This is a genomic window from Rhizobium sp. P28RR-XV (assembly GCF_012641385.1).
In the GTDB taxonomy this organism is placed as follows: Bacteria; Pseudomonadota; Alphaproteobacteria; order Rhizobiales; family Rhizobiaceae; genus Rhizobium.
Genome location: NZ_JABAIG010000023.1, coordinates 19,854 through 44,045, shown reverse-complemented (window position 1 = coordinate 44,045; position 24,192 = coordinate 19,854). Strand labels below are relative to the sequence as shown.

Below are 24,192 nucleotides of genomic sequence, written 5' to 3'. Positions count from 1 at the left end.
TGGCCGCCAGGCCCTGAATTCTATTAGGTGATCAAGATGCCTTGAAGTCGATGATTTTCGACGTGTTCCCAACGGGGTATAGAATTCACGGTGTTCAAGACGTGACATTCATCCAAACCATTTCGCTCGGATGTATCGTTGTGAGACACAACATGTGAATTGGCACGGTGATTAGCGGCAAATCGGCGTCACAAGGTGTTGATATTTCAAAGATTGGTGGGGTCATTGCGCGACGCCGACTCACAGTGTCATTGAGCATTGTGGGACGGCCGAGAACCTTTCCGTCAGATTTGGCGCGTTTGAGGCCGGATTACATGCCCACCCACATACATGTCTCAACGATCGCTCAACTGAGCGTGTATTTTGGCCCAGACCGAACCGAGACCTGCTGGACAGGGCAGCTTACACGCCGGCGGCCTGGAGAGCCCCTGCGGCGTCAAAGGGGCCCACGCCTGCAGGCCTCTCTGTGCTGGATCTCTTAATGCCTTTGCCTCGCGCCACGCTTCGGCTTCAGGAAGCGCCCAAAGCCTTAAGGACGGTGAAGCGCGATCGCTACTGGAAGATGATCTAGACGCTCTTGACCGGAATCGAACCAGTGACCGTCAAGAAATAGCTCGCTGTTTCAGGCGATTAGTTAAATTGAGGGGTAACGCCTATGGAACTTAAGTCTCAGGCCTTTTGCCCGATCTCGGTCATTGCATCTCACATATTCGGATAGACCGGCCCCTCGCCGCCCTGCGACGGAACCCAGTTGATGTTCTGGTTGGAATCCTTGATGTCTCAGGTCTTGCAGTGGACGCAATTAAGGCCCGGCACCTGAAAAGCTTCTTAAGCCGCAAGCTCCCCACTCATCATCGTGCGAACCGCTCTTCGAAGACGCCGAAATCTGCCTTGGGCACGGCAATGGAAATACCGATGAAAGCGTCTTAGATTATAACCAATTGACATATTAAATTTGAAAAAAATCATCTAGTCAGGCGTCCGCCGCTGCTAGCCTCTCTGTAATTGGGAGGAGAAGAATGGCGACATTGCAAGAGATGTTCGACGTTCGCGACAAATCGGTCATCGTTACCGGCGGCGCCAGCGGTATCGGTCGCGCTTATGCTGAGGTAATGGCGGATAACGGCGCGCGGGTCTGTATTTTCGATCTCAATCCAACAATGCTCGACAGCGTCGTGGCAGAGCTAAAGGTCAATGGCGGCAATGTGTGGGGACAGGTCGTCGATGTGGCCGACCGTCCGCGTATGAAGGAAGCCTTCGATGCCGTGGCTGAGCGGCATGGCCGGATCGACGTGGTCTTCGCCAATGCCGGCATCGATGCCGGGCCTGGCTTCCTGTCGACGACCGGCGGGCGTATCGCCGAAGGTGCGATCGACGTACTCGACGATCACCACTGGGACCGGGTCATCGAGGTCAATCTCTCGTCGGTCTACACGACCGTGAAGCACTCGGCGCGCCATATGAAGGCGACAGGCGGCGGCCGGATCATCGTCACCTCCTCCATCGCCGGCCAGATCAACGAGGCGATCGTCGGCACGCCGTATATGCCGGCCAAGGCGGGCGTCGATCATTTCGTCCGGCAGATGGCGATGGAACTGGGCATGTTCGGCATCCTCGTCAACTGCATCTCGCCCGGTCCTTTCATGACCAATATTGCCGGCGGCCGGCTGAAGATCCCCGCCGACCGGAAGGCTTTCGAGGAGCAGTCGCTAGTCGGCAGGATCGGCGACACCGAGGACATCAAGGGGCTGGCGCTTTATCTGGCGTCACCCTGCTCGTCCTACGTCACCGGCAGCCAGATCGTGATAGACGGCGGTTCGATGAACCGCATCAGGTGAGGCGATTGGCGGGTCTGGGAGGACCGGCCGTCACCGAATGGGCGTGCAGATGACAAGAACACCAGAGGGAGGAGACCAAGGTGGATCTGAAGACGAAATTTGCGCAGCCATCCCGCCGGACCGTGCTCAAGGGCATGGGTGCCGGGCTCGCTGCCTCCGTACTCGGCGCACCGATGATCGCCAGGGCGCAATCGTCCGGCACGATCAAGCTCGGCTTCGTGACGCCGACGACCGGCCCTCTCGCCTTGTTCGGCGAGACCGACGGCTGGGCGGCCCAGAAAGTCAAGGCCATGCTGAAGGACGGCCTCGAGACTTCAGCCGGCAGGTTCGATGTCGAGATCCTGATCCGCGACAGCCAGTCCGACCCAAACCGCGCCGCCGAGGTCGCCGGCGACCTCATCCTGAACGACGGGGTGCATCTGCTCTTGCCGGCCTCAACAACCGACACCGTCAGCCCTTCGGCCGACCAGGCGGAACTTAACGAATGCCCCTGCCTGTCGACCGGCGCACCCTGGCAGGCGGTGATCTTTCCGCGTGGCGGCCAGAACAAGCCGTTCAACTGGACATATCACTTCTTCTGGGGCCTCGACGAGGCGCTTAACACCTTTGTCGGCCTGTGGAATACGCTCGACACGAACCGCAAGGTCGGCATGCTGTTCCCGCAGAATGCCGATGGCGAGACCTGGGGCAACAACGACTACGGCCTGCCCGCGCCGGCCCAGAAGGCCGGTTTCGCAATCACGGTTCCCGGTTTCTTCCAGCCGCGCACCAATGATTATTCGGCGCAGATCGCCGCGTTCAAGAATGCCGGCTGCGAAATCGTCGGCGGTATCACCTATCCCGACGATCTCAAGACCTTCATCAACCAGTGCGCCCAGCAGGGCTACAAGCCCAAGGCCGTCACCGTGGCCGCAGCGCTGCTCTTCCCAGGTGGAGTGCAGGCGCTCGGGCCGCTCGGCGACGGCATGTCGTCCGAGGTCTGGTGGACACCCGCCTTCCCGTTCAAGTCGACGCTGACGGGTCAGGTGAGCCGCAAGATCGCCGACCAGTGGGAGAGCGAGACCAAGAAGCAGTGGACGCAGCCGCTTGGCTACAGCCACGCGATCTGGGAAGTGGCGCTCGACATCCTCAAGCGCGCTTCCAATCCGCTCGACCGCACCTCGATCCGCGATGCCATGGTCGAGACCAAGATCGATACGCTGATCGGCAAGATCGATTTCTCCAGTGGTCCGCACAAGAATGTTTCGACGACGCCGATTTTCGGCGGCCAGTGGGTCAAGGGCGAGACATGGCCCTACGACCTGAGGATCGTCGACAACACCGTCAACAAACTGTTCGAACCCGAACAGAAGATGAAGGTGATTCCCTGGGCGAGCTGATCCCTGACGCGTTGGGCATTGCTGCCGGGCGGCCCGCCCGCCCGGCTATCTGAAGGCATGAAGACCGGAGGGGCGGCGCCTGCCGTGGCCCGGAGCGGAGGATCGATTGAACGGCGTATTGCTAGAAGCGAGAGGATTGAGCAAATCCTTTGGCGCGCTCCGCGTCCTGCATGACATCAGTTTCGACGTTCGGGGCGGCGAGGTGCTCGGTATCCTCGGCCCCAATGGGGCGGGCAAGACCACGTTGTTCAACCTGATCAGCGGCGACCTCAGGAACGATGCCGGCGAACTCGTCTTCGCCGGCGAGCGCCTCGTCGGTCAGCCGCCCTATTCGCGCTGCAAGATCGGTATCGGCCGCACCTACCAGATCCCCCGGCCCTATGTCGGCATGTCGACCTTCGAAAACCTTCTCGTGGCCGCCACCTTCGGGGGCGGGCGTACCGAGGCCCAGAGCTATGCGCTCTGCGCGCAGATTCTGCGTGATTGCGAGCTGGCCGACAAGGCCAACCGCTCGGCCGGATCGCTGACGCTGCTCGACCGCAAGCGGCTGGAACTGGCCCGCGCGCTGGCCTCGAGTCCGAGCCTGCTGCTGCTCGACGAAATCGCCGGCGGACTGACCGACGAGGAAGGCAAGGCGCTCGTGCAGCTGATCCGCCGCATCCGCGACCGCGGCGTCACCATCGTCTGGATCGAGCATGTTCTACACGCTTTGCTGGCCGTGGCCGACAGGATCATGGTCCTGAACTTCGGCGAGAAGATCGCCGAGGGGCTGCCGGACGACGTCATCAAGAACCCGGAAGTCCGGCGCGTCTATATGGGGATCGAGGGATGACGGGAAAGACGCTTCTCTCCACCCACGGCCTCAAGGCCCGCTATGGCGACTTTCAGGCGCTCTATGGTGTCGATCTTGAAATCGCCGAGGGCGAAGTCGTCGCCCTGATCGGCGCAAACGGTGCCGGAAAATCGACGCTATTGAAATCGATCATGGGTCTGATCAAGGTCGCGCCTGACATGGTGCGCCTCGGCGATCGAGCGGTCGGCGGCAGCCGGCCGCATAACATGGTGGCCGACGGCGTGGCGATCGTGCCCGAGGGGCGCCGGCTGTTTGCCGGCATGTCGGTGCTCGACAATCTGCGTGTGGCCGTCGACCATGCCGCACCCGACCGCGGCGACGCCTGGACGATCAAGCGCATTTATGCGCTGTTTCCGATCCTTGAAGAAAAGCAGGCGACGCCGGTCCAGTCCCTCTCCGGTGGCCAGCAACAGATGGTGGCGATCGGCCGCGCCCTGCTCAACCAGCCGCGCCTGCTGCTGTGCGACGAGATCAGCCTCGGTCTGGCACCGAAGGTGGTCAAGGAAATCTATCAATCCATCCCGTCGATTTCGCAGAACGGCACCGCCATCGTGCTGGTCGAACAGGATGTCGGTCTCGCCAAGTCCGCCTCGGATCGGCTCTACTGCATGCTGGAGGGTCGCGTGACCCTGACCGGTCGCTCCGCGGATATGTCTCGCGAGGCGATCGGCGAAGCCTATTTCGGAGCATCCCATGCAGTGGCTTGACGGACTGGTCCAGGGCATTCTCCTCGGCGGCCTCTATGCACAATATGCCCTCGGCATGGCGCTGATGTTCGGGGTCATGCGTGTCGTCAACATCACCCATGGCGATCTGATGATCCTGCTGGCGCTGATCGGCATCAGCCTCGCCTCGACATTCGGCCTCGGACCCTGGTCGGTGCTGATCGTGCTCGTCGCGCTTGGCGGCATCATCGGCATCATCCTGCAACGGCTGATCCTCAATCGCGTCGTCGGTGCCGACCCGCTGCCCTCGCTGATAGCTACCTTCGGCCTGTCGATCGCGCTACAGAACGCGATGCTGCAGGTCTGGTCGGCCGATACGCGTTCGTTGCCGAGCGGCGGCATTGCCCAGGCCTCCTTCGAGCTTGGGCCGCTCTTCGTCGGGGTGCTGCCCGTGATCGTGCTGGTCACAGCCACCGTGCTGACGGCGGCACTCGCGACCACGATGCGATATACTCGCTTCGGGCGTTCGCTGCGCGCGGCCGCCGCCGATGTCGAGGCCGCGGCGATGACCGGTGTCGATCCGAAGGCCGTCTATGCCGGTGCGACGGCGCTTGCCGTCGGTATCCTGGGCTTCGCGGCGGTCTTCCAGTCGATGCGGTCGACGGTATCGCCGGCCGATGGCGCCTTTCAGCTCATCTATGCCTTCGAGGCCGTCATCATCGGTGGCATGGGCTCGATCTGGGGCGCGTTCATCGGCGCCATGGTGCTCGGCATCGGCCAGTCGATCGGGTTCCGCATCGATCCCGGCTTCGGCATTCTCGCCGGCCACCTCCTCTTCCTGCTCATTCTCGCACTGCGGCCGCAGGGCATTCTCGGAAAGGACTGAGACCGTGAACCACGCGCTCGCAACCGCACCGGGCCTAGCCGGCACCACGGATCTGCCGCCGGTCCGCGTTCAGCGCCAGACCCTTTCCGGTGTCATCGCCATGGGGCTGGGCGTAATCGCGCTCCTCAGCATCGCCTCGATGCCGCTCTGGGCGAGCCAGGGTCTGATCCGCGACGTAGTCGAGCTCTGCTGCTACATCGCCGTCGCCCAGATGTGGAACCTGCTTGCCGGTTATGCCGGGCTGGTGTCGGTCGGTCAGCAGGTCTTTGTCGGCGTTGCCGCCTATATGATGTTCGTTATGGCGCAGCTCTGGGGCATCAATCCGTTCGTCGCCGTGCTGCTGGCGATGATCGCGCCCGCCCTGCTCGCCATCCCCACCTATGGCCTGCTGCACCGGCTCGACGGTCCCTATTTCGCGATCGGCACCTGGGTCGTCGCCGAGGTGCTGCGGCTTGCAACTTCGGTCTTCAGCTACGTCAATGGGGGCGCGGGCATGAGCCTGCGCGTCATGACCGGCTATTCGCCCATGGAACGCGCCGTCGGCGTCTCGCTCCTTTGCGCGCTGATGCTGCTTGTCACGGTCGGCGGCAGCTATTGGCTCATGCGCTCGCGCTATGGGCTGGCGCTGATCGCCCTGCGTGACAATCCGGTCGCGGCGGCAAGCCAAGGCGTCAATGTCAGCCAGCTGCGCTTCCTCATCTGGGTTGCCGCGGCTGTCGGTACGGGCCTTGCAGGCTCCATCTATTTCATGGCCCAGCTGCGCATCACGCCACCTTCCGCCTATGACCCAAACTGGGCCAATGTCGCGATCTTCATCGTCATGGTCGGCGGGCTGGGCTCACTGGAAGGCGTGCTGATCGGGGCGCTGATCTATTTCTTCGCCGAGCGCTGGTTCGGCCAGTATGGCGCGACCTATCTGGTGGTGCTCGGCCTGCTCACCGTGTTCATGGCGCTTTTCGCGCGCGGCGGCCTCTGGGGTCTGATCTGCAAGGTCGTTGACGCGCCCTGGTTTCCGACGCGACGAAGATTGATGGAGGACCCGACATGAAGGCCGTTCTGTTCGATGGCGTCGGACTGCCATTGACGGTGGGCGAACGTCCCGTCCCGGAGCCGGCGCACGATGAGGTTCTGCTCAGGATTGCCGCCTGCGGCATCTGCGGATCCGACCTGCACATGACAGAGGACCCGACGACCTTCGGCCTCAACCGCCACGATGTGCTCGGCCACGAATTTGCCGGCGAGGTGATCCGACGCGGCAGCGCCGTCTCCGAGCTCAAGCCGGGCGACCGGGTGGCGGTGGCGCCGATGCGCGGATGCGGCGCATGCGACAATTGCATAAAGGGCGAGCCCGCATGGTGCGCCGAGATGCGGCTGATCGGCGGCGGATATGCCGAATTCACCACCGTCGCCGCCCGTCAATGCCGTATCCTGCCCGACGACCTTCCCATCGAGGAAGGCGCACTGGCCGAACCGGTCGCCGTGGCACTGCATTGCGTCATGCGGTCGGGACTGAAGGCCGGCGACCGCGTGCTGATCCTCGGCGCCGGACCGATCGGCCTGCTGGTCGCCTTCTGGGCGCGGCGCCATGGCGCCCGCGATGTTATCGTCGCCGACATCAACCGGCATCAGGAAGAGCGCGCGGCCTCGGTCAGCGCGACCGGCTTTGCCATCTCCGGCCCCGGACTTGCCGACGATTTCCGTGTCCAAACGGGCGGCGCACCCGACATCGTCTTCGAATGCGTCGGCAAGCGCGGTCTGATCGATTTCGCCTGCAAGCTCGTCCGCACCCACGGAACGGTGGTCGGCGTCGGTCTCTGCGTCGGCGGCGACGAATGGGATCCCTTCGCGGCGTTGTCGAAGGAAATCCGGCTCGTCTTCGCGGTGTTCTTCAACATGGCCGAGTTCGAGACGGCGCTTGGTGCGCTCGGCGCCGGCCGCTACCGCCCCCAGGCGCTGATTACGGGCCGGGTCGGCTTCGACGACGTGCCTGAGACCTTCGAGGGGCTCAGGCGCCGAACGACACAATGCAAGGTGCTGATCGCCGCGGATGCGGCGTGACCGAATGTACGAGGAGGATAGGCTATGGAGTTTGAGACCCTGACGCAGGACATCGATGGCGTCCTCACGGTCGTGAAGGCGATCGGCCACGGCCCCGCCGTGCTCGCCCTGCATGGCGCGGCAACGATCGAGGGGCACGACTGGGCGCGCGGCCTTGCCGACCGTTTCCGCGTCTACCTGCCCTTCCATCCCGGTTTCGGGGAGAGCGCCGAGGCGCCGCACATTTCCGGCATGCAGGACATGGTGGTTCACAATCTCCGCCTCGTCACGGCGCTCGGCCTTGAGCGCCCGCATCTGGTCGGTCATTCCATGGGTGGCTGGATGGCGGCCGAGATCGCCGCCGTCGCCGGCGAACGGTTCGGCAGGCTGGTGCTGAACGCGCCGGCCGGCCTCAACCATCAGGATCATCCCGGCGCGGATCTGAGCCAGATCCCGCCGGATCAGTTTCCCGCCTATCTCGCCCATAATATCGAGGTCGCGGCGCGTTATTTCCCGGGCGGTTCGGAATGCCCCTCGGTCGAGGCTTTCCTCGCCGCCCGCGAGAAGGAGGGCACGGCGCTGGGCAACCTTCTCAAGGTGCACGGCATGGGTCATCCGAATCTCGGCCGCTGGCTGAACCGGATCCCCAACGAGACCCTGATCGTCTGGGGCGACAGGGACCGTATGCTGCCCGCCTCGCAGGCGCCGCTCTGGCAGACTGCCATCCCGAATGCCCGAACGCTGATCATCGAGAATGTCGGCCATTTCGCCATGCAGGAAGATCCACGCACCGTCACCGCCATCGGCGACTTCCTCGCCAAGTGAAACCCGAGCGCGGCGCCGCGGGCGATCTGCGACGACCAGGACCATCAAGGAGGAACTGTCAATGAACGCACCTATCAAGCACGCATCCGGCTACTGGGGCACGAAGACGGACTTCGCGTCCCTCATGGCTCATGTCGAGAAGATCGGCCCGATCCTCGACAAGAATTCCGAGGCGAACGAGAAGCTCGGCCGCCTCAACGACGAGACCTTCGAGGCGCTCAAGCCTATCCGCATGAGCCATATCTTCGCCGGCGAGGACATTGGCGGCGCGCAGCTCTCGCCGACGCAGGGCTTGCGGCTCATCGAGGCCATCACCTATCACAGCGGCGCGGCCGGCTGGGTCTCGATGGTTCATGCCTGCATCGGCGCGATGTCGGCGGCCTTCCTCCCCGACACCGCCATCAGCCGCCTGTACGGCGGCAAGACCGACAACCGGTTCTCCGGGCAGGGTACGCCGACCGGCATGCTGACGAAGGTCGACGGCGGCTATCGTCTGAACGGCAAATGGTCCTATGCCAGCGGCATCTACCACGCGACCTATACTCATACCGCAGCCCTGCTCGACGATGGCAACGGCCAACCGGCCAAGGACGAGAAGGGCGACGTAATCGTGCTCTGCGCCCATGCGCCGGTCGACGACTACGAGCTGCTCGGCAACTGGAACGTCCTTGGCCTTCAGGCCACCGGCAGCATCGATTATACCGCCAATAATGTCTTCATTCCCGATGACATGGTGTTCCCGATCTTGACTGCCGAGCCGCAGCGCATGCAGGAATTCTTCAGCCTCGGGGTGGTGGGTCTTGCCGCCATCGGCCATTCCGGCTGGGCGATCGGTGCCTCGCGCCGCATGCTCGACGAGGCCGCGAAATACGCGAAGACCAAGACCGGCCGCGCCGGCCTGCTCGGCGAAAGCGACAAGTTCTGGTACGATTTCGGCCGGGCCGAAGCCCGTGTCCGGGCCGCCCGCGCCTTCCTTTTCGAGGTCTGGCGCGAGGTCGAGGCATCGATCGAGGCCGGCAAGCGGATGACGACGCGCCAGATCAGCCTGGTGCATCTCGCTAAATCTGAAGTGCATGAGGCCGGCGTCGATGCCTGCCATTTCGTCTATCGGTCGCTCGGTGGAGCTTCGCTGCGCTACGGCGTGATGCAGCGGATCTATCGCGAGATGCTGACGGCCGCGAACCATTTCACGATAAACCCGAACGTCGTCGCCGCTGCCGGCCGCGACATTGCCGGCCTGTGGAGCGACCGCACCTGGCAGTTCTACGACCTGGTCGAGAAGAAATGAGCGCGCCGGCGAAAGAAATGCCGGGCAAGGGGGCTGCGCCCGAAACAGGCGCCGCCGCCACTGGTTCCGGCCTCACGGAGGCGTTCCTGGCCGCCTTCAGGCACCATCCGTCCGGCGTCGCCATCATCACGGCGGAGGGTGCCGAGGGTCCTGTGGCGCTGACCGTAAGCTCGCTGATCTCGATCAGTGCCGCCCCGCCGATGGTCGCCTTCTCGCTCTCGGCATCGTCCTCAAGTGCGAAGGTGGTCGAGCGCGCCGCATCCGTCGTCGTGCATTTCGTACGCCGTGCCGATATGCAACTCGCCCGGCTCTGCGCGACATCCGGCAAGGATCGCTTCGGACCGGATGTGCGCTGGTCGCGCCTCGACAGCGGAGAGCCATACTATCCGCAGGTCGAGCTCTGGTTTCGCGCTGAGCTGCGCGGCCGGCTGGAAACGCCGGGCGCTTGCCTGGTGACGGCGGAACTGACATCCGTCTCATCCGGCGCGCATGCGACGCGGCAAGCTGAAGCGCTGGTGTATTCCAACCGGGCCTGGCACGCGCTGGGTCCGGTGGCCGATACTGCCTCGGCGCCGGTGCTGTTGTGGCCGGACGATTCTGCGACCTTCTGAGAAAAAAGGCCGGCGAGTGTCCGCCGGCTTTTCCCGCTACATGCCCCAGATCACGGACTGTTCGTGGCGCTTGATCAGATGCCTCAGATTCTCGAAACTCTTGCGAAGATGCGCCGAGAACGCCTCGATGGCCGGTGCGCCGAGATCGCCCGAGCGCCGGAGCAGGCCGAGCGCCCGCTCCGGATGGGGGATTTCGACCGGCAGCGCGGTGATCGCCCTGTCGTTGCGGTAGGCGAAGACGACGCTATGCGGCAGGATGGTCAATGCGTCGCTTTCCTTCATGTAGTTGATCGCACTCGTCAGCGAACCGCCCGCATAGCGGATCTTCGTCTCGGTGGCGCCAAGCGAGAGAACCAGGCTGCGCAGATCAGCGAGCAGCGGACTGCCGGGCGGCGGCGCGATCCAGGGAAAGTCAAGCAGTTCAGGACCCGCAAGCTTGCGCTTGAGCAGCAGCGGATGCGTAACGCGGCAGGCCACGACATTGCGGCCGGGCAACAGTTCCTGGAAATGCATGCCCGAGCCCTCTTCGAGCATGTCGATCGGGCAGATGGCGAGGTCGATCCGGTCTGCGACGATGGCAGCGCGCAGTTCGGAAAGATAGCCGTAGCTCTGCTCGATGCGGACGTCGGGAAAGGAATTCTGGAAGCCCGCGACCATGCCGGCGATCAGAGCATCCATGAAGAAAGGCGTGCCGCCGACGCGCACCAGCCCGGTGCGGCCATGGCGAAAGCCTTCTACGAGGGTGGATGCCTTGCGGGCAGAGGTCAGGATGGTTTGGCCGTGATCGGCCAGCGCCCGTCCGAGCGGCGTTGGTTGCAGCGGCCGCCGTCCCTTGAGGAAAAGCGGCTCGCCCAGACGCTTTTCCAGCATCGCAAGCGTGCGCGACACAGCCGGCTGGCTGAGCCCGAGCATGGTCGCACCCTCGGTCACGCCGCCTGCCTGGACGACCGCTGCGAGCTGCGCGAGGTGCCTTTCATCGATCTTCATAACAATAACGAATATAAATCGCCGAAAAAATTATCAAGCATTCTATTCCGGCCTGTTAGGTTCTCGTCATGGGAGAAGTCATGCCAGACATATCGTTCAGTGAGCGCAACTCTGCGCAGCGTGTCGCCGAGCGGCTCGACAAGCACGCCGCGGGACCGCTGCAAGCCTTCATGGTTCCTTTCATAGAGCATCTGCACAAGCTCATTCGGGAGACCCGTCCGTCGCAAGCCGATTGGCGGCGGGCGATGGAATTCCTGACCGATGTGGGCCATGCCAGCGACGACCGCCGGCAGGAATGGGTTCTGCTCTCCGACCTGCTCGGTGTCACCGCGCTTGTCGAGGAAATAAACACGAACCGGCCGAAAGGCGCGACGCCCAATACGGTGCGCGGCCCCTTCTACCGGGCGGATGCGCCACGGCTTACGCTCGACGCCAATATTTCGCTCGACGGGATCGGCCCGACACTTGCCGTCAGCGGCCATGTGCAGGATCTCGACGGCAAGCCGATCGCCGGCGCCACGGTGGAGACGTGGCAGGCCAACAGCAAAGGCTTCTACGAGAACCAGCAGCCTGACCAGCAGCCGGAATTCAACCTCCGCGGCATCTTCACGACCGACAACCAGGGTTGTTTCCGCTACAAGACCGTTCGCCCGGGCGGCTATGCCGTGCCCGGCGACGGCCCAGTGGGCCAGATGCTGGGTGGGCTGGGATTTGCCATGCGCCGTCCGGCACATCTCCATTTCCTGATCAAGGCCGATGGCTTTGAGACGATCAGCACGCATGTCTATGACGGCAGCGATCCGCATCTTGGCCAGGACGCCCTGTTCGGCGTGAAGGACGAGCTCATCGGGGAATTCAAACCAACCGGGAAGGAGGATGCGACGGCGCTCGACTTCACCTTCACCATGGTCAGGGCGAAGAAGGGACGAGGAACGACATGAGCCTGTCTTTCTCCTATCAGGGCAGCGCGGCGCACATCGTCTTCGGCAACGGGACGAGTGGCGATGTTGGCAGATGGGTGGAGGCCCTGGAATGCCGCCGCGCGCTGGTGCTGTCCACACCGCACCAGGCATCCGATGCGCAAGCCATGTCGGCGCGGCTCGGACATCTCTCGGTCGGCACTTTCACCGAGGCGACCATGCATACGCCGGTTGACGTCACCCAGCGCGCCGTCGCGCGGGCGGCCGAGCTTGGCGCGGATTGCGTCGTCTCGCTCGGCGGCGGCTCGACGACCGGACTTGGTAAGGCCATGGCCTATCGCACCGATATCCAGCAGATCGTCGTGCCCACGACCTATGCCGGTTCCGAAGTCACGCCGATCCTCGGCCAGACGGAGAACGGCGCCAAGACAACGCTGCGCAGCCCAAAGGTTACGCCCGAAGTCGTGATCTATGATCCGCAACTCTCGTTCGGCCTGCCGGTCGGCATGAGCGTCACCAGCGGCCTGAATGCGATCGCGCATGCCGCCGAAGGGCTCTATGCGCCCGACCGCAATCCCATCACGACAATGATGAGCATCGATGGCATGCGCGCGCTGAAGGACGCATTGCCCGTCCTTATCGGCAGCCCGCGCGACGCCGCCGCTCGTGAAAAGGCGCTTTACGGCGCATGGCTCTGCGGCACCGTTCTCGGACAGATCTCGATGTCGCTCCATCACAAGATCTGTCACACGCTGGGCGGCACCTTCGACACGCCGCATGCCGAAACCCATTCCGTCATGCTGCCGCATACGATCGGTTTCAACGCGTCGGCCGTGCCGGATCTGATGATGCCGATCTCCGACATTTTCGGCGGCGCGACACCCGGACAGGCACTTTACGACTTTGCCAAATCCATCGGGGCGCCGATGGCGCTCATGGAATTCGGCCTCAGCGAGGCCGATCTCGACCGGGCGGCCGACATCGCAACCAAGAACCCCTATTCCAATCCGCGACCGATCGACCGGACGGCGATCCGCGCACTATTAAAGGACGCCTGGAGCGGAACACCACCGCCATATTGAGTTCTTTTGGGAGGAGGAATGAATATGATTACGAGACGTGACTTGCTGAAGTCCGCAGCCGCTACGGGCGCATTGGCGGTGACATCGGGCCTCGCCATGCCGGCAATCGCCCAGGGCACCCCGATTAAGCTCGGTTATGTCAGCCCGCAGACCGGCCCGCTCGCCGCTTTCGCCGAGGCCGACAAGTTCATCATCGACGGTTTCATGGCCGCCGCCAAGAAGGCTGGCCTGAATTACGAAGTCATGGTGAAAGACAGCCAATCCAATCCGAACCGCGCCGCCGAAGTCGCCAAGGAACTGATCGTCAGTGACGAGGTTAATCTCGTCCTCGTGGCATCGACGCCGGAGACAACCAACCCCGTAGCGACGACCTGCGAGGCGGAAGAGGTGCCCTGCATTTCGACGGCAGCCCCATGGCAACCCTGGTTCATCGGCCAACAAGCAAATCCGGGCGACCCGGGATCGTGGAAACCGTTCAACAGCGCCTTCCACTTCTTTTGGGGACTGGAGGACGTCATTGCGGTCTATACCAATATGTGGGGCCAGCTCGAGACCAACAGGAAGGTCGGTGGCCTGTTTCCAAACGACGGCGACGGCAATGCGTGGGGCGACAAGACCTTGGGCTTCCCGCCGGTTCTGGAGAAGCTCGGTTATACGCTCAAGGATCCGGGCCGATATCAGAACCTGACCGACGACTTTTCTGCTCAGATCAATGCGTTCAAGTCCGACGGCAGCGACGTCATCACCGGCGTGATGATCCCGCCCGATTTCACCACGTTCTGGAATCAGGCACAGCAACAGGGCTTCAAGCCCAAGGTCGCTTCCATCGGCAAGGCAATCCTGTTCCCGCAGGCGGTCGAGGCACTCGGCAAGAACGGGCACAACCTTTCCTGCGAAGTCTGGTGGTCGGCGAGCCATCCGTTCAAGTCTTCGCTGACCGGCCAGAGCGCCGGTGAACTCGCCGAAGGCTTCACCAAGGCCACGGGCCGGCCCTGGACCCAGCCAATCGGCTTCGTCCACGCACTGTTCGAGGTCGCCGTCGACGTGATGAAGCGTGCCGACCCGACCGACAGCAAAGCCGTCATCGCCGCCATCGCCGCCTCGAATATCGAGACGATCGTCGGCAAGGTGGCCTGGGACGGGCTCAATGTGCCACCCTTTGCCGCCAGGAATATCGCCAAGACACCGCTGGTCGGCGGTCAGTGGCGCCTCAAGGACGGCGGCGGCTATGACCTCGTCATCGTCGACAACCAGTCCGCGCCGAACATTCCGACCGGCGGCAAGATGGAGGCTATCGGCTGAGCCATGTCCATACTCGCCCTCGACCAGGTATCGAAAAGCTTCGGCGCCCTGAGGGTCGCCGACCAGATTTCGCTTGCGCTGGAAAAAGGCGAGGCGCTCGGCGTGATCGGACCGAACGGCGCCGGCAAGTCGACGCTGTTCAACCTCATCACCGGCAATATCCGCGTCGATGCCGGCACAATCCGGTTCGACGGCAATGACGTGACGCGACAGCCGACGATGGCGCGCTGCCTCGCCGGTATCGGCAGAACGTTCCAGATCCCACAGCCTTTCGAAAAGCTGACGGTGTTCGAGAACCTGCTGGTCGCCGGCGTCTTCGGATCGCACAAAACCGAACGAGAGGTCGGCGACCGCTGTGCCGACATCCTCGTCGAGACCGGGCTTTATTCCAAGGCGAACCAGTTGTCCGGAAGCCTTGGGCTCCTGCAGCGCAAGCGCCTCGAACTCGCCCGCGCACTCGCGACCGACCCGAAGATCCTTCTGCTTGACGAAATCGCCGGTGGATTGACGGAAGGAGAATGCCAGGAACTTATGGAAACGATCCGCGCCATTCATAGGCGCGGCGTTTCCATCATCTGGGTCGAGCATGTGTTGCATGCCCTCAATTCGGTCGTCAGCCGTCTCGTCGTCCTGCATTTCGGCCGGGTGATCGGCGACGGTGATCCCGACAGGATCATGGCCTCGAAGGACGTGCGCGAAATCTATCTCGGGATCGATGTCTAATGGCGCTGCTCGAGACACATGGCCTGACGGCCTTCTATGGTGACTTCCAAGCACTGTTCGGCGTCAATATCACCTTGAATGAAGGCGACACGGTCGCCGTGATCGGCGCCAATAGCGCAGGCAAGTCGACCCTGCTGCGATCGATCTCCGGCCTGATCCGCAACGTGCCCGAACATATCAGGTTCGACGGCCGGGAGATCGGCGCCCTGGCCGCTCCGGATATCCTGCAACTCGGCATCGCCATGGTGCCGGAAGGCCGTCGGCTCTTTCCTTCCCTCTCCGTCGAGGAGAACCTGCTGATCGGCAAATACGGCCGGGTCGGCAACGGTGCGTGGTCGCTCGACACCATCTACAATCTCTTTCCCGTGTTGGAGGAGCGCCGCCACCATCCCGGCACAGCGCTCTCGGGCGGACAGCAGCAGATGGTGGCGATCGGCCGCGCGCTGATGTCCAATCCGCGTGTGCTGCTCTGCGACGAGGTGAGCCTCGGCCTCGCCCCCGTGGTGATCAGGGATATCTACGCGGCGTTTCCCAAAATCCGCGCGACCGGCGCGTCGATCGTCATCATCGAACAGGACATCGGCCAGGCGCTGAAAGTGGCCGATCGGGTCTACTGTATGATGGAGGGACGGGTGACGCTGACGGGCACGCCGGCAACGCTGAGCCGGGAGGATATCCACGCCGCCTATTTCGGAGCACATGCGCGATGAACTGGCTCGACACGATCATTCAGGGCATATTGCTCGGCGGCCTTTACGCGCTCTTTGCGGCCGGTCTCAGCCTCGTCTTCGGCATCATGCGGCTGGTCAATCTCGCGCATGGCGATCTGATCGTGCTGGCCGCCTTTCTGGTCCTACTGCTGGTCTCGGCACTCGGGCTCAATCCCTTCATTGCCGCTATGGCCGCGCTGCCCGTGATGTTCGTACTCGGCTGGTCACTGCAGTTACTTGTGCTCAACCGGACGCTTGGCAACGACATACTTCCGCCCTTGCTCGTGACCTTCGGCCTTTCGGTCGTGATCCAGAACGGCCTGCTCGAGGGCTTCTCGGCCGACAGCCGCAGGATTTCGGTGGGCGCCCTGGAAACGGCATCGCTCAAGATCGGTCCTGTCAGCATCGGCACAATGCCGCTTCTCACCTTCCTGTCAGCGGTTGGCGTCATCGTCGCGCTCAACCTCGTCTTTTACCGCACCTCGCTCGGCCGGGCCTTTCGCGCCACCTCGGACGACAGCGCCACGGCGGGCCTGATGGGCATCCGCGCCGAGCGCATATTCGCCACCGCCACCGGCCTAGCCATGATGGTGGTGACGATCGCGGCTCTCTATCTCGGCACGCGCGCCAATTTCGATCCGACCATGGGGCCCGCGCGGCTGATCTATGCCTTCGAGGCCGTGATCATCGGCGGACTCGGCTCCTTCTGGGGGACGTTGGCCGGCGGCATCATCATCGGAGTGGCGCAGACCGTGGGCGCCGCGATCAATCCGGAATGGCAGATCCTTGCGGGCCATATCGCCTTCCTGCTGGTGCTGGTCGTCAGGCCGCGCGGTCTTTTCCCGCGGGCGGTGGATTGATATGAGCGATCACCTTTCCCCCTCCTGGACCGTCTCGAGCCACACGCGCGGTTCGTCCGCATTGATGCTGGTGATCCTAGCGTTGGTGGTGTTTGCCATCGCCGCGCCATTCTTCGTGTCGCGCTCGGTCGTCCAGGATCTGTTCTTTATCCTGACCATGCTGGTGCTGGCGCAGTGCTGGAACCTGCTCGCCGGCTATGCCGGGCTGGTCTCTGTCGGACAGCAGGCCTTTGTCGGCTTTGGCGCGTATGCGATGTTTGCCGGCGTCAGCCTGCTCGGAATGGATCCGATGGCGGCCGTCATGCTCGGCGGGCTCGCGGCGCTGGCGCTGTCTGTGCCCACGGCCTTTTTCGTCTTCCGCTTGCAGGGCGCCTATTTTGCCATCGGCACCTGGGTCATCGCCGAGATCGTGCGGCTGTCGCTCGCACAGTGGAAAGCGCTGGGTGGCGGAACGGGCACCTCGCTGCCGTCAGGCGCAACCCGTGACATGTTCGGCGTGCGCTTCGTCGCGGATCTGCTCGGCGTGCGCGGACCGCAGGCCACTGATATCGTCTGCTACTGGCTGGCTCTGCTTTTGACCGTCGTCACGATCGGTTCGATCTACAAGCTGCTGAGCTCAAAACAGGGCCTGGGTCTCGCCGCGGTGCGTGACAATAGCGAGGCCGCGCGCTCGGTCGGCGTGGATCCGCTCTGGACGAAGTCCGTCGTCTATCTGGTCGCGGCCATGGCGACAGGCCTTGCCGGCGCGCTGATTTATGTGCAGAAGGCGCGCATCTCCCCAGATGCCGCCTTCTCCGTTCCGGACTGGACGGCCTATGTGATTTTCATCGTGGTGATCGGCGGCATCGGCACGATCGAGGGGCCGATCATCGGCGTGATGGTGTTCTACATCCTGCAGAACCTGCTGGCCGACTACGGCTCCTGGTATCTGCTGATCCTCGGTCTGATCGGCATCCTGATCATGCTGTTTGCCCCGCGCGGCCTCTGGGGCCTGTTCACCGACCACAGCGGAATCCAGCTCTTTCCCGTCCGCCGCATCCTGGCGGGCCAGCCCAAAACCAAAGACATCAAAGGGAGTGACTGATGGCCGATATCGAAATCGACGTCCTCATCATTGGAACCGGCCCCGCAGGCTCGGCGACCGCGGCACTGCTTGCGACTTACGGCGTCGAGAACATGGCGATCAACCGTTATCGCTGGCTGGCCAATACGCCGCGCGCCCACATCACCAACCAGCGAACCATGGAAGTGCTGCGCGATCTCGGCCAGGAGGTCGAGGGGGAGGCTTACCTTCATTGCAGTCCGCAGGAGATCATGGGCGAGAACGTATTCTGCACATCGCTTGCCGGCGAGGAACTCGGCCGTCTCAAGACCTGGGGCACCCATCCGAAATCCAAGGCCGAGCATCTGCTCTCCTCGCCCACCGAAATGAACGACCTTCCGCAGACCTTCATGGAGCCGCTGCTGTTCAAGACGGCTTGCGCGCGGGGGACGCAGGCGCGGATGTCCACGGAGTATGTGAGCCATGTGCAGGATGCGGAGGGCGTGACGACCACCTGCCGGGACCGCCTGACCGGCAAGGACCTTACTATCCGCTCGAAGTACCTGGTCGGCGCTGACGGCGGCAATTCGCTGGTGGCGCAGCATCTCGGCCTGCCTTTTGAAGGCAAGATGGGCGTGGCCGGTTCGATGAACATCCTGTTCAAGGCCGACCTCACCCGCTACGTCGCCCACCGCCCCTCAGTTCTCTACTGGGTGCTGCAGCCCGGCTCGAATGTCGGCGGTATCGGCATGGGCCTGGTGCGCATGATCCGGCCATGGAACGAATGGTTGATCAACTGGGGCTATGACATCAGCCAGGGCGCGCCGGAAGTCGACAGTGCTTTTGCCGAGAGCGTGGCCCGCGGCCTGATCGGCGATCCCGACATCGACATCGACATCACCTCGGTCTCCACCTGGACGGTCAATAACTGCTACGCCACGCGCGCCCAAAAGGGCCGGGTCTTCTGCATGGGCGATGCGATCCACCGCCATCCGCCGTCGAACGGGCTTGGTTCCAACACCTCGATCCAGGACGGCTTCAACCTCGCCTGGAAGCTCGCCATGGTCATCAAGGGCCAGGCCGGTGCCGGCCTGCTTGAAACCTACACCGAGGAGCGCGCGCCGATCGCCAAGCAGATCGTTACACGCGCCAACCAGTCGATCGAGGAATTCGGCCCGATCTTCGGCGCGCTCGGCCTGCTCGATTCCATCGATCCGGTGAAGATGCAGGAGAACATGGATCGCCGCTGCGATGACAGCGCGGCCGCCGAGAACCAGCGCGTTGCGCTGCGCGAGGCGATCGCGTTCAAGGTCTATGAATTCGACGCCCATGGCGTGGAGATGAACCACCGCTACAAATCCTCGGCGGTCGCGACCGACGGTCAGACCGAGCCGCTATTCACCCGCAATCAGGAACTGCATTTCGAGCAGACGACCTGGCCCGGCGCGCGCCTGCCGCATGCCTGGCTGTTCGGCGAGGGCAGCCGGAAAGCCTCCACGCTCGATCTCTGCGGTCGCGGCAAGTTCACGCTTCTGACCGGTATCGGCGGCCGGGCCTGGGTCGATGCGGCCGAGGTCCTGTCGGCGGAACTCGGCCTGCCGCTCGCAACCCATATCATCGGGCCACGACAGACATGGCAGGATCACTACGGCGACTGGGCGCGTGCCCGCGAGGTGGGCGACGCCGGCGCCGTTCTGGTGCGGCCCGACCACCACGTCGCATGGCGCTCCGAAGGGCTTGCGGCTGACCCCGCAGCCGAATTGCGCCGCGTTCTGACAACAATTCTGGATCGGTGAGGCGATGATGGAAGCGCATGAGAAGGGCTATTTTACCGAGGAGAACTCCGTCGAGGTCGTTACCGGCCGCAATGCCGGGGCCAAGGACGAGCGCTTGAGGGAGGTGATGAACGTCATTACCCGCAAGCTGCATGAGGCGGTGAAGGAACTGGAGCCGACGCAGGAAGAATGGATGCAGGCCATCCTCTTCCTCACCCGCACCGGCCAGATGTGCAACGAGTGGCGGCAGGAATTCATCCTGCTGTCAGACGTGCTCGGCGTCTCGATGCTGGTCGATGCGATCAACAACCGCAAGCCCTCGGGCGCGTCCGAAAGCACGGTGCTCGGCCCGTTCCACGTTGCCGACGCTCCGGAACTGCCGATGGGCGCCAATATCTGCCTCGACAGCAGGGGCGAGGACATGGTCATCGAGGGTCGTATCCTCGACACCGAGGGCAAGCCGATCGCCAATGCCGTCATCGATGTCTGGCAGGCCAATGACGAAGGCTTCTATGACGTGCAACAGAAGGGCATCCAGCCCGACTTCAATCTGCGCGGTATCTTCCGGACCGGTCCGGATGGACATTATTGGTTCCGCGCCGTGAAACCGAAATACTACCCGATCCCGGATGACGGCCCTGTCGGGCAGTTGCTCGGCGATCTCGGCCGCCACCCATACCGCCCGGCGCATCTGCATTACATCATCAGCGCCGACGGTTTCGAGGGGCTGACGACGCACATCTTCGATCCCGACGATCCCTATATCCACTCGGACGCGGTTTTCGGGGTCAAGGAAAGCCTGCTTGCGAAATTCAACCGAGTGAATGATCCGGCGCGCGCGAAAAGCTACGAATTCGCTGGCGATTTCTGGGAAGTGACGCACGACTTCGTGCTGGCGAGAAGCCGCGCCTGACGCAATGATGACGGGAGAGGATGTGCGCCGCATCCTCTCCCGCGCATTTTCAGCACCGTATCAGTCGGCGGATGAGATACGCTCGCGCTCGCCCATGAACGGCCCCTGCACCCACTGGATCGTCTTTTCGTGTTTCTCGACCTCGCGCCGGAGTTCAGCGAATTCCCGGCGCATATGGCCGAGAAATTTGCGGCCGGCCGGGTTCGAATAGGGCTTCTTGCGCGTCATGACGCCGAGCACGCGCTCGGGCTGCGGAATATCGAGCGGAATGATGCTGATCTTGTTCTCGCCGCGGAAGGCGTGAACGACGGAATGCGGCAGGATGGCGAGTGCATCGGTACCCGCGAGGTAGTTGACGACGCTCAGCAGCGACCCGCCGGCATAACGTAGCGACACCTCCGTCAGCCCCAGCGTCAGCAGGATGTTGTGCAAGTCGAGCACCAGCGGAGAGCCTGGCAGCGGCGCGATCCAGGGATAATTGACGATGTCTTCGGTCGCGAGATTACGCTTGCGGACCAACGGATGGCCAGCCCCGCAGGTCAGCACGTTGCGCGCCGTCAGGATCGGCTCGAAATGCAAGTCAGCGCGCAGATCCACCGATCCGGTCGGGGTCACCGCGAGGTCGATCTGACCGGAATCCAGTTCGGCGACGAGGTCGGGATAGTAGCCATAGGACTGGTGCACCATGATGCCCGGCTCGCCGCGCTGGAACGAGGCGATCATCGGCGACACGACCGCATCCATGAAGAAGGGCACACCGCCGATGCGTACCCGTCCCGACGAGCCGGACTTGAAGCTGCGGATGATCTCCATCGCCTTGCGCGACGATGCCAGGATGGCCTTGCCCTGCTGGCCGAGCTGCTCGCCGAGTGGCGTCGGCTGCATCGGCCGTCGGCCGGAAACAAAGAGCGGTTCACCGATGCGCTTTTCCAGGATCGAGAGGGTGCGCGACACCGCCGATTGCGTCATGCCGAGCATGGCGGCCGCTTCAGTGACACCGCCGGTCTCGATCACGGCGGCGAGCTGGACAAGGTGCGCTTCGATGATCTTCATAGCAAACTGCTATAGCCTGCATGAATAATGTCAATCAACAGCAGAATGGATCAGCTATAGTCGGGACAATCACGCGATACCTGCGACACGCAAGCAGCGCCGTGGTTCCGGATGACAACGGCGGAGGAACCGTATCCGGAATTGGCAACGTCTTTGGAGGAGGACAAAATGGCCCTTGTCAGCGGCTACCATCATCTAACGCTCTGCACCGACGGTGTGCAGGAGGATTACGACTTCTACACCAAGGTGCTCGGGCTTTATTCGGTCAAGCGCACGGTTCTGTTCGACGGCACGATCCCCGTCTATCACCTCTACTATGGCTCGCGGACCGGCGAGGCCTCGACCATCATCACCACCTTCCCCTTCCGCAAGCCGGCCGTCTTCGGTAGGCGTGGCACCAACCAGTCGAAGATCATCCAGCAGGCCATCCCGGTCGGTTCGGCCGACTACTGGGTCGACCGGCTGAACGCCAAAGGCGTCGAGGCAGCCAAAATTTCGCGCTTCGGCATCAGCCGCGTCGCTTTCAAGCATCCGTGCGGCATTCCGCATGAGCTGGTCGAAAGCCCGGCCGACAACCGTCCGTCGATCATCAACGAAGCGCAGGGCGTGAACGCCGCGCACGGCATCAAGGGCATCTATGGCGCGGCCATCGCTGTCTTCGACCGCACGGCGATGGACGACTTCCTCTGTGTCGGCATGTCAATGAAGAAGGAAGCCGACAGCGACGAAGGCCTGATGTTCTCCGTGCCGAATGCCAGCGGGCCTAGCAGCATCGTCGAGGTCCTGGTCGAATCCACTGGCCCGCAGGGCACCTGGACGTTGGCCGGCGGCACGATCCATCACCTCGCCCTCAACACGGGCAACGAGGAAAACCAGCTCAAGCTCAAGGCGCATATCGAGGGCCTCGGCTTCACCGACGTCTCGGATCAGAAGGACCGCAACTATTTCAAGTCCTGCTATGTCCGTTCGCCCGGCGGGGCGTTGTTCGAGATCGCCTGGTCGGTTGAAGGCGGTTGGGCTCTCGACGAACCGGCTGATCAGATCGGCACGACGCTGGTCTTCCCGCCGTGGTTCGAAGATCGCCGGCAGGAACTGATCGCAGGTCTCGAACCCGCAACATTCTGAGCCCGGCGCCATGTCAAACCACGACATACCGCTCCTCCTCGGCGCAAGCCCCGAGGAGGCCCTGGTGCATTGCATCTTCATTCACGGGCGTACCCAGTCGCCAGAGGACATGCAGGAGCAGGTGATTTCAAAGCTCAAAGTGTCCGGCGTCGCCTTCGTGTTGCCGCGGGCACGGGGTAACAGCTGGTATGACGCGCGCGCGACCGACGTGCTGACGGATCGAACCCGGCAACAGCTCGAGCAGGCGATCGCTCATGTCAGGCAAGTGATCGGCGACCTTCCCGGCGCGACCGATCACCCGAAGCCGCTCGTCATCGGCGGCTTCAGCCAAGGCGCCTGCCTGGCGGTCGAGTATGCGATGCGGCACGGTCCGTGGAACGGCGCTCTGGCAAGCCTGACCGGTTGCCGCGTCGGAACGCCGGCTTGCGACCGGCCTTTCGCCGATCTCGATCGGTTGCCGGTCTACCTGACCGGTTCCGACAAGGACCCGTGGATACCCGTCGATGCCTTCGCCCAGACGGCTGCGGCCCTCGCCCGAGCTCGGGCGCGGCTTCATTGCGACATTCTGCCGGACAGGTCGCATGAGGTCTCCGCCACCGAAATAGCGCAGCTTGAGAGGGTCCTGTGCGGGCTTTCGAACCGGAGCTGGTGGTAGTGCACGCAAACCAGGCTCTGACTTGCGGCCGGGCGGGTCGTCAACGGATCACACCTGCTCCATGCCTCAATGATGTTAGTCCTTCCATCGTCTGGCGAAGGCTGACCTCGGGCTCCTTGGCTAACCGGAGAGCCAATCTGACAACATCTACGCAGGCGAGTTTTCGCGCCTGCGATTGAGGCGCTACCCGACAAGGCTTACTGACCCAGCCACCGGTATTCGGCAATGGACGCCTTGCCGGATTTCTTGTCGTACAAGCAAATCAGATTGACCATCTTCTTCGACTTGCCGCTCTTCTCACGAAGAAGGATCGCAATCTTGCCCGTGGCGTCGTCGAAAACAACAGGGGCGCTCGCTTCCGGAGAAACCATCCGTGACTGACCGATGCAGGTACCGTTGGCCTTTGCGAAGAGCGCGTTCCAAGCGGCGTCGCTCGAAGCACTGGCGAGCTGGGTCAGGGATAGCAGACCCGCTGCGGCGGCAAAGGTGAATTTCAGCATCGATTTTCCTCGTGTACATTTCGAATCGCGCCGGACATCGGCCGCCCGTCATTTGCCGTAAACGATGGCGGTATCAGGGCTGGTGGGGAAACTATCGCGTATCTGAAACACGCGGTAGGTTGGAACTCCTTACAATATCTGCGACCGGCGCAACACCGCGCTT

Annotated in this window: 24 protein-coding genes and 1 pseudogene; 21 read left to right on the top strand and 4 right to left on the bottom strand. The window is 63.0% G+C overall.

Annotated features, from left to right (window positions below; genetic code table 11):
* Positions 1-702: 702 nt before the first annotated feature.
* Positions 703-807 (bottom strand): annotated as a pseudogene (locus HGP12_RS31575) (4Fe-4S dicluster domain-containing protein); the annotation flags it as partial.
* 212 nt (positions 808-1,019) lie between these two features.
* Between HGP12_RS31575 and HGP12_RS31570 the strand changes: the two are divergent.
* The 10 genes from HGP12_RS31570 (at position 1,020) to HGP12_RS31525 (ending at position 10,382) form a co-directional block, all read left to right on the top strand.
* Positions 1,020-1,838 (top strand): SDR family NAD(P)-dependent oxidoreductase, encoded by an 819-nt coding sequence (locus tag HGP12_RS31570; RefSeq protein ID WP_168843859.1) that lies wholly within the window; start codon positions 1,020-1,022, stop codon positions 1,836-1,838.
* Positions 1,839-1,918: 80 nt separating this feature from the next.
* The gene (locus HGP12_RS31565; RefSeq protein ID WP_168843860.1) at positions 1,919-3,217 is read left to right on the top strand and encodes an ABC transporter substrate-binding protein; all 1,299 of its coding nucleotides are present in this window, start codon (positions 1,919-1,921) and stop codon (positions 3,215-3,217) included.
* A 136-nt stretch (positions 3,218-3,353) separates the two neighbouring features.
* The gene (locus tag HGP12_RS31560; protein ID WP_205926759.1) at positions 3,354-4,049 is read left to right on the top strand and encodes an ABC transporter ATP-binding protein; all 696 of its coding nucleotides are present in this window, start codon (positions 3,354-3,356) and stop codon (positions 4,047-4,049) included.
* Positions 4,046-4,777, top strand: a complete 732-nt coding sequence (locus HGP12_RS31555) for an ABC transporter ATP-binding protein (RefSeq protein WP_168843862.1) — start codon at positions 4,046-4,048, stop codon at positions 4,775-4,777. The genes HGP12_RS31560 and HGP12_RS31555 overlap by 4 nt, the downstream gene beginning before the upstream one ends.
* Positions 4,764-5,621, top strand: a complete 858-nt coding sequence (locus HGP12_RS31550; protein ID WP_168843863.1) for a branched-chain amino acid ABC transporter permease — start codon at positions 4,764-4,766, stop codon at positions 5,619-5,621. Before HGP12_RS31555 ends, HGP12_RS31550 begins: the two co-directional genes overlap by 14 nt.
* 4 nt (positions 5,622-5,625) lie before the next feature.
* A complete protein-coding gene (locus HGP12_RS31545) occupies positions 5,626-6,669 on the top strand; it encodes a branched-chain amino acid ABC transporter permease (RefSeq protein WP_168843864.1) in 1,044 nt (347 codons plus the stop codon).
* Positions 6,666-7,679, top strand: coding sequence for a zinc-dependent alcohol dehydrogenase (locus HGP12_RS31540; RefSeq protein WP_168843865.1), 1,014 nt, complete (start codon positions 6,666-6,668; stop codon positions 7,677-7,679). Before HGP12_RS31545 ends, HGP12_RS31540 begins: the two co-directional genes overlap by 4 nt.
* A gap of 24 nt (positions 7,680-7,703) precedes the next feature.
* Entirely contained in the window at positions 7,704-8,483 is a 780-nt protein-coding gene (locus HGP12_RS31535; RefSeq protein ID WP_168843866.1) for an alpha/beta fold hydrolase, read from the top strand.
* Positions 8,484-8,544: 61 nt separating this feature from the next.
* Entirely contained in the window at positions 8,545-9,771 is a 1,227-nt protein-coding gene (locus HGP12_RS31530; RefSeq protein WP_168843867.1) for an acyl-CoA dehydrogenase family protein, read from the top strand.
* Entirely contained in the window at positions 9,768-10,382 is a 615-nt protein-coding gene (locus HGP12_RS31525) for a flavin reductase family protein (protein WP_168843868.1), read from the top strand. The genes HGP12_RS31530 and HGP12_RS31525 overlap by 4 nt, the downstream gene beginning before the upstream one ends.
* A 36-nt stretch (positions 10,383-10,418) precedes the next feature.
* Here the strand turns inward: HGP12_RS31525 and HGP12_RS31520 are convergent, their stop codons facing one another.
* Positions 10,419-11,369 carry a LysR family transcriptional regulator gene (locus HGP12_RS31520; protein ID WP_168843869.1) on the bottom strand — a complete coding sequence of 317 codons (951 nt, stop codon included), beginning with the start codon at positions 11,367-11,369 and terminating at the stop codon, positions 10,419-10,421.
* An 80-nt stretch (positions 11,370-11,449) separates the two neighbouring features.
* Here HGP12_RS31520 and HGP12_RS31515 point away from each other — a divergent pair, with 80 nt between their 5' ends.
* The 9 genes from HGP12_RS31515 to HGP12_RS31475 are packed head-to-tail and all read left to right on the top strand — an operon-like array spanning position 11,450 to position 20,696.
* Entirely contained in the window at positions 11,450-12,310 is an 861-nt protein-coding gene (locus HGP12_RS31515) for a dioxygenase (RefSeq protein WP_168843870.1), read from the top strand.
* The gene (locus tag HGP12_RS31510) at positions 12,307-13,371 is read left to right on the top strand and encodes a maleylacetate reductase (protein WP_168843871.1); all 1,065 of its coding nucleotides are present in this window, start codon (positions 12,307-12,309) and stop codon (positions 13,369-13,371) included. Before HGP12_RS31515 ends, HGP12_RS31510 begins: the two co-directional genes overlap by 4 nt.
* Before the next feature lie 24 nt (positions 13,372-13,395).
* Complete coding sequence (locus HGP12_RS31505; RefSeq protein ID WP_168843872.1) at positions 13,396-14,673, top strand: ABC transporter substrate-binding protein; 1,278 nt, start codon at positions 13,396-13,398, stop codon at positions 14,671-14,673.
* 3 nt (positions 14,674-14,676) lie between these two features.
* Positions 14,677-15,396, top strand: a complete 720-nt coding sequence (locus HGP12_RS31500; protein WP_168843873.1) for an ABC transporter ATP-binding protein — start codon at positions 14,677-14,679, stop codon at positions 15,394-15,396.
* Positions 15,396-16,106, top strand: coding sequence for an ABC transporter ATP-binding protein (locus tag HGP12_RS31495; protein ID WP_168843874.1), 711 nt, complete (start codon positions 15,396-15,398; stop codon positions 16,104-16,106). Before HGP12_RS31500 ends, HGP12_RS31495 begins: the two co-directional genes overlap by 1 nt.
* Positions 16,103-16,966: a branched-chain amino acid ABC transporter permease gene (locus HGP12_RS31490; protein WP_168843875.1), complete on the top strand. Its 864-nt coding sequence runs from the start codon at positions 16,103-16,105 to the stop codon at positions 16,964-16,966. The genes HGP12_RS31495 and HGP12_RS31490 overlap by 4 nt, the downstream gene beginning before the upstream one ends.
* A gap of 1 nt (position 16,967) precedes the next feature.
* Positions 16,968-18,050 (top strand): branched-chain amino acid ABC transporter permease, encoded by a 1,083-nt coding sequence (locus HGP12_RS31485; RefSeq protein ID WP_168843876.1) that lies wholly within the window; start codon positions 16,968-16,970, stop codon positions 18,048-18,050.
* Entirely contained in the window at positions 18,050-19,804 is a 1,755-nt protein-coding gene (locus tag HGP12_RS31480) for an FAD-dependent monooxygenase (protein WP_168843877.1), read from the top strand. The genes HGP12_RS31485 and HGP12_RS31480 overlap by 1 nt, the downstream gene beginning before the upstream one ends.
* Before the next feature lie 7 nt (positions 19,805-19,811).
* Positions 19,812-20,696 carry an intradiol ring-cleavage dioxygenase gene (locus tag HGP12_RS31475; RefSeq protein WP_168843901.1) on the top strand — a complete coding sequence of 295 codons (885 nt, stop codon included), beginning with the start codon at positions 19,812-19,814 and terminating at the stop codon, positions 20,694-20,696.
* A gap of 60 nt (positions 20,697-20,756) precedes the next feature.
* Here HGP12_RS31475 and HGP12_RS31470 read toward each other — a convergent pair whose 3' ends face one another.
* The gene (locus HGP12_RS31470) at positions 20,757-21,749 is read right to left on the bottom strand and encodes a LysR family transcriptional regulator (RefSeq protein ID WP_168843878.1); all 993 of its coding nucleotides are present in this window, start codon (positions 21,747-21,749) and stop codon (positions 20,757-20,759) included.
* A 168-nt stretch (positions 21,750-21,917) separates the two neighbouring features.
* Between HGP12_RS31470 and HGP12_RS31465 the strand changes: the two genes are divergently transcribed.
* Positions 21,918-22,874, top strand: coding sequence for a VOC family protein (locus HGP12_RS31465; protein WP_168843879.1), 957 nt, complete (start codon positions 21,918-21,920; stop codon positions 22,872-22,874).
* Between the two features lie 10 nt (positions 22,875-22,884).
* Positions 22,885-23,529, top strand: coding sequence for an alpha/beta hydrolase (locus HGP12_RS31460; RefSeq protein ID WP_168843880.1), 645 nt, complete (start codon positions 22,885-22,887; stop codon positions 23,527-23,529).
* 197 nt (positions 23,530-23,726) lie between these two features.
* Here HGP12_RS31460 and HGP12_RS31455 read toward each other — a convergent pair whose 3' ends face one another.
* The gene (locus HGP12_RS31455; RefSeq protein WP_168843881.1) at positions 23,727-24,029 is read right to left on the bottom strand and encodes a hypothetical protein; all 303 of its coding nucleotides are present in this window, start codon (positions 24,027-24,029) and stop codon (positions 23,727-23,729) included.
* Between the last annotated feature and the right edge of the window lie 163 nt (positions 24,030-24,192).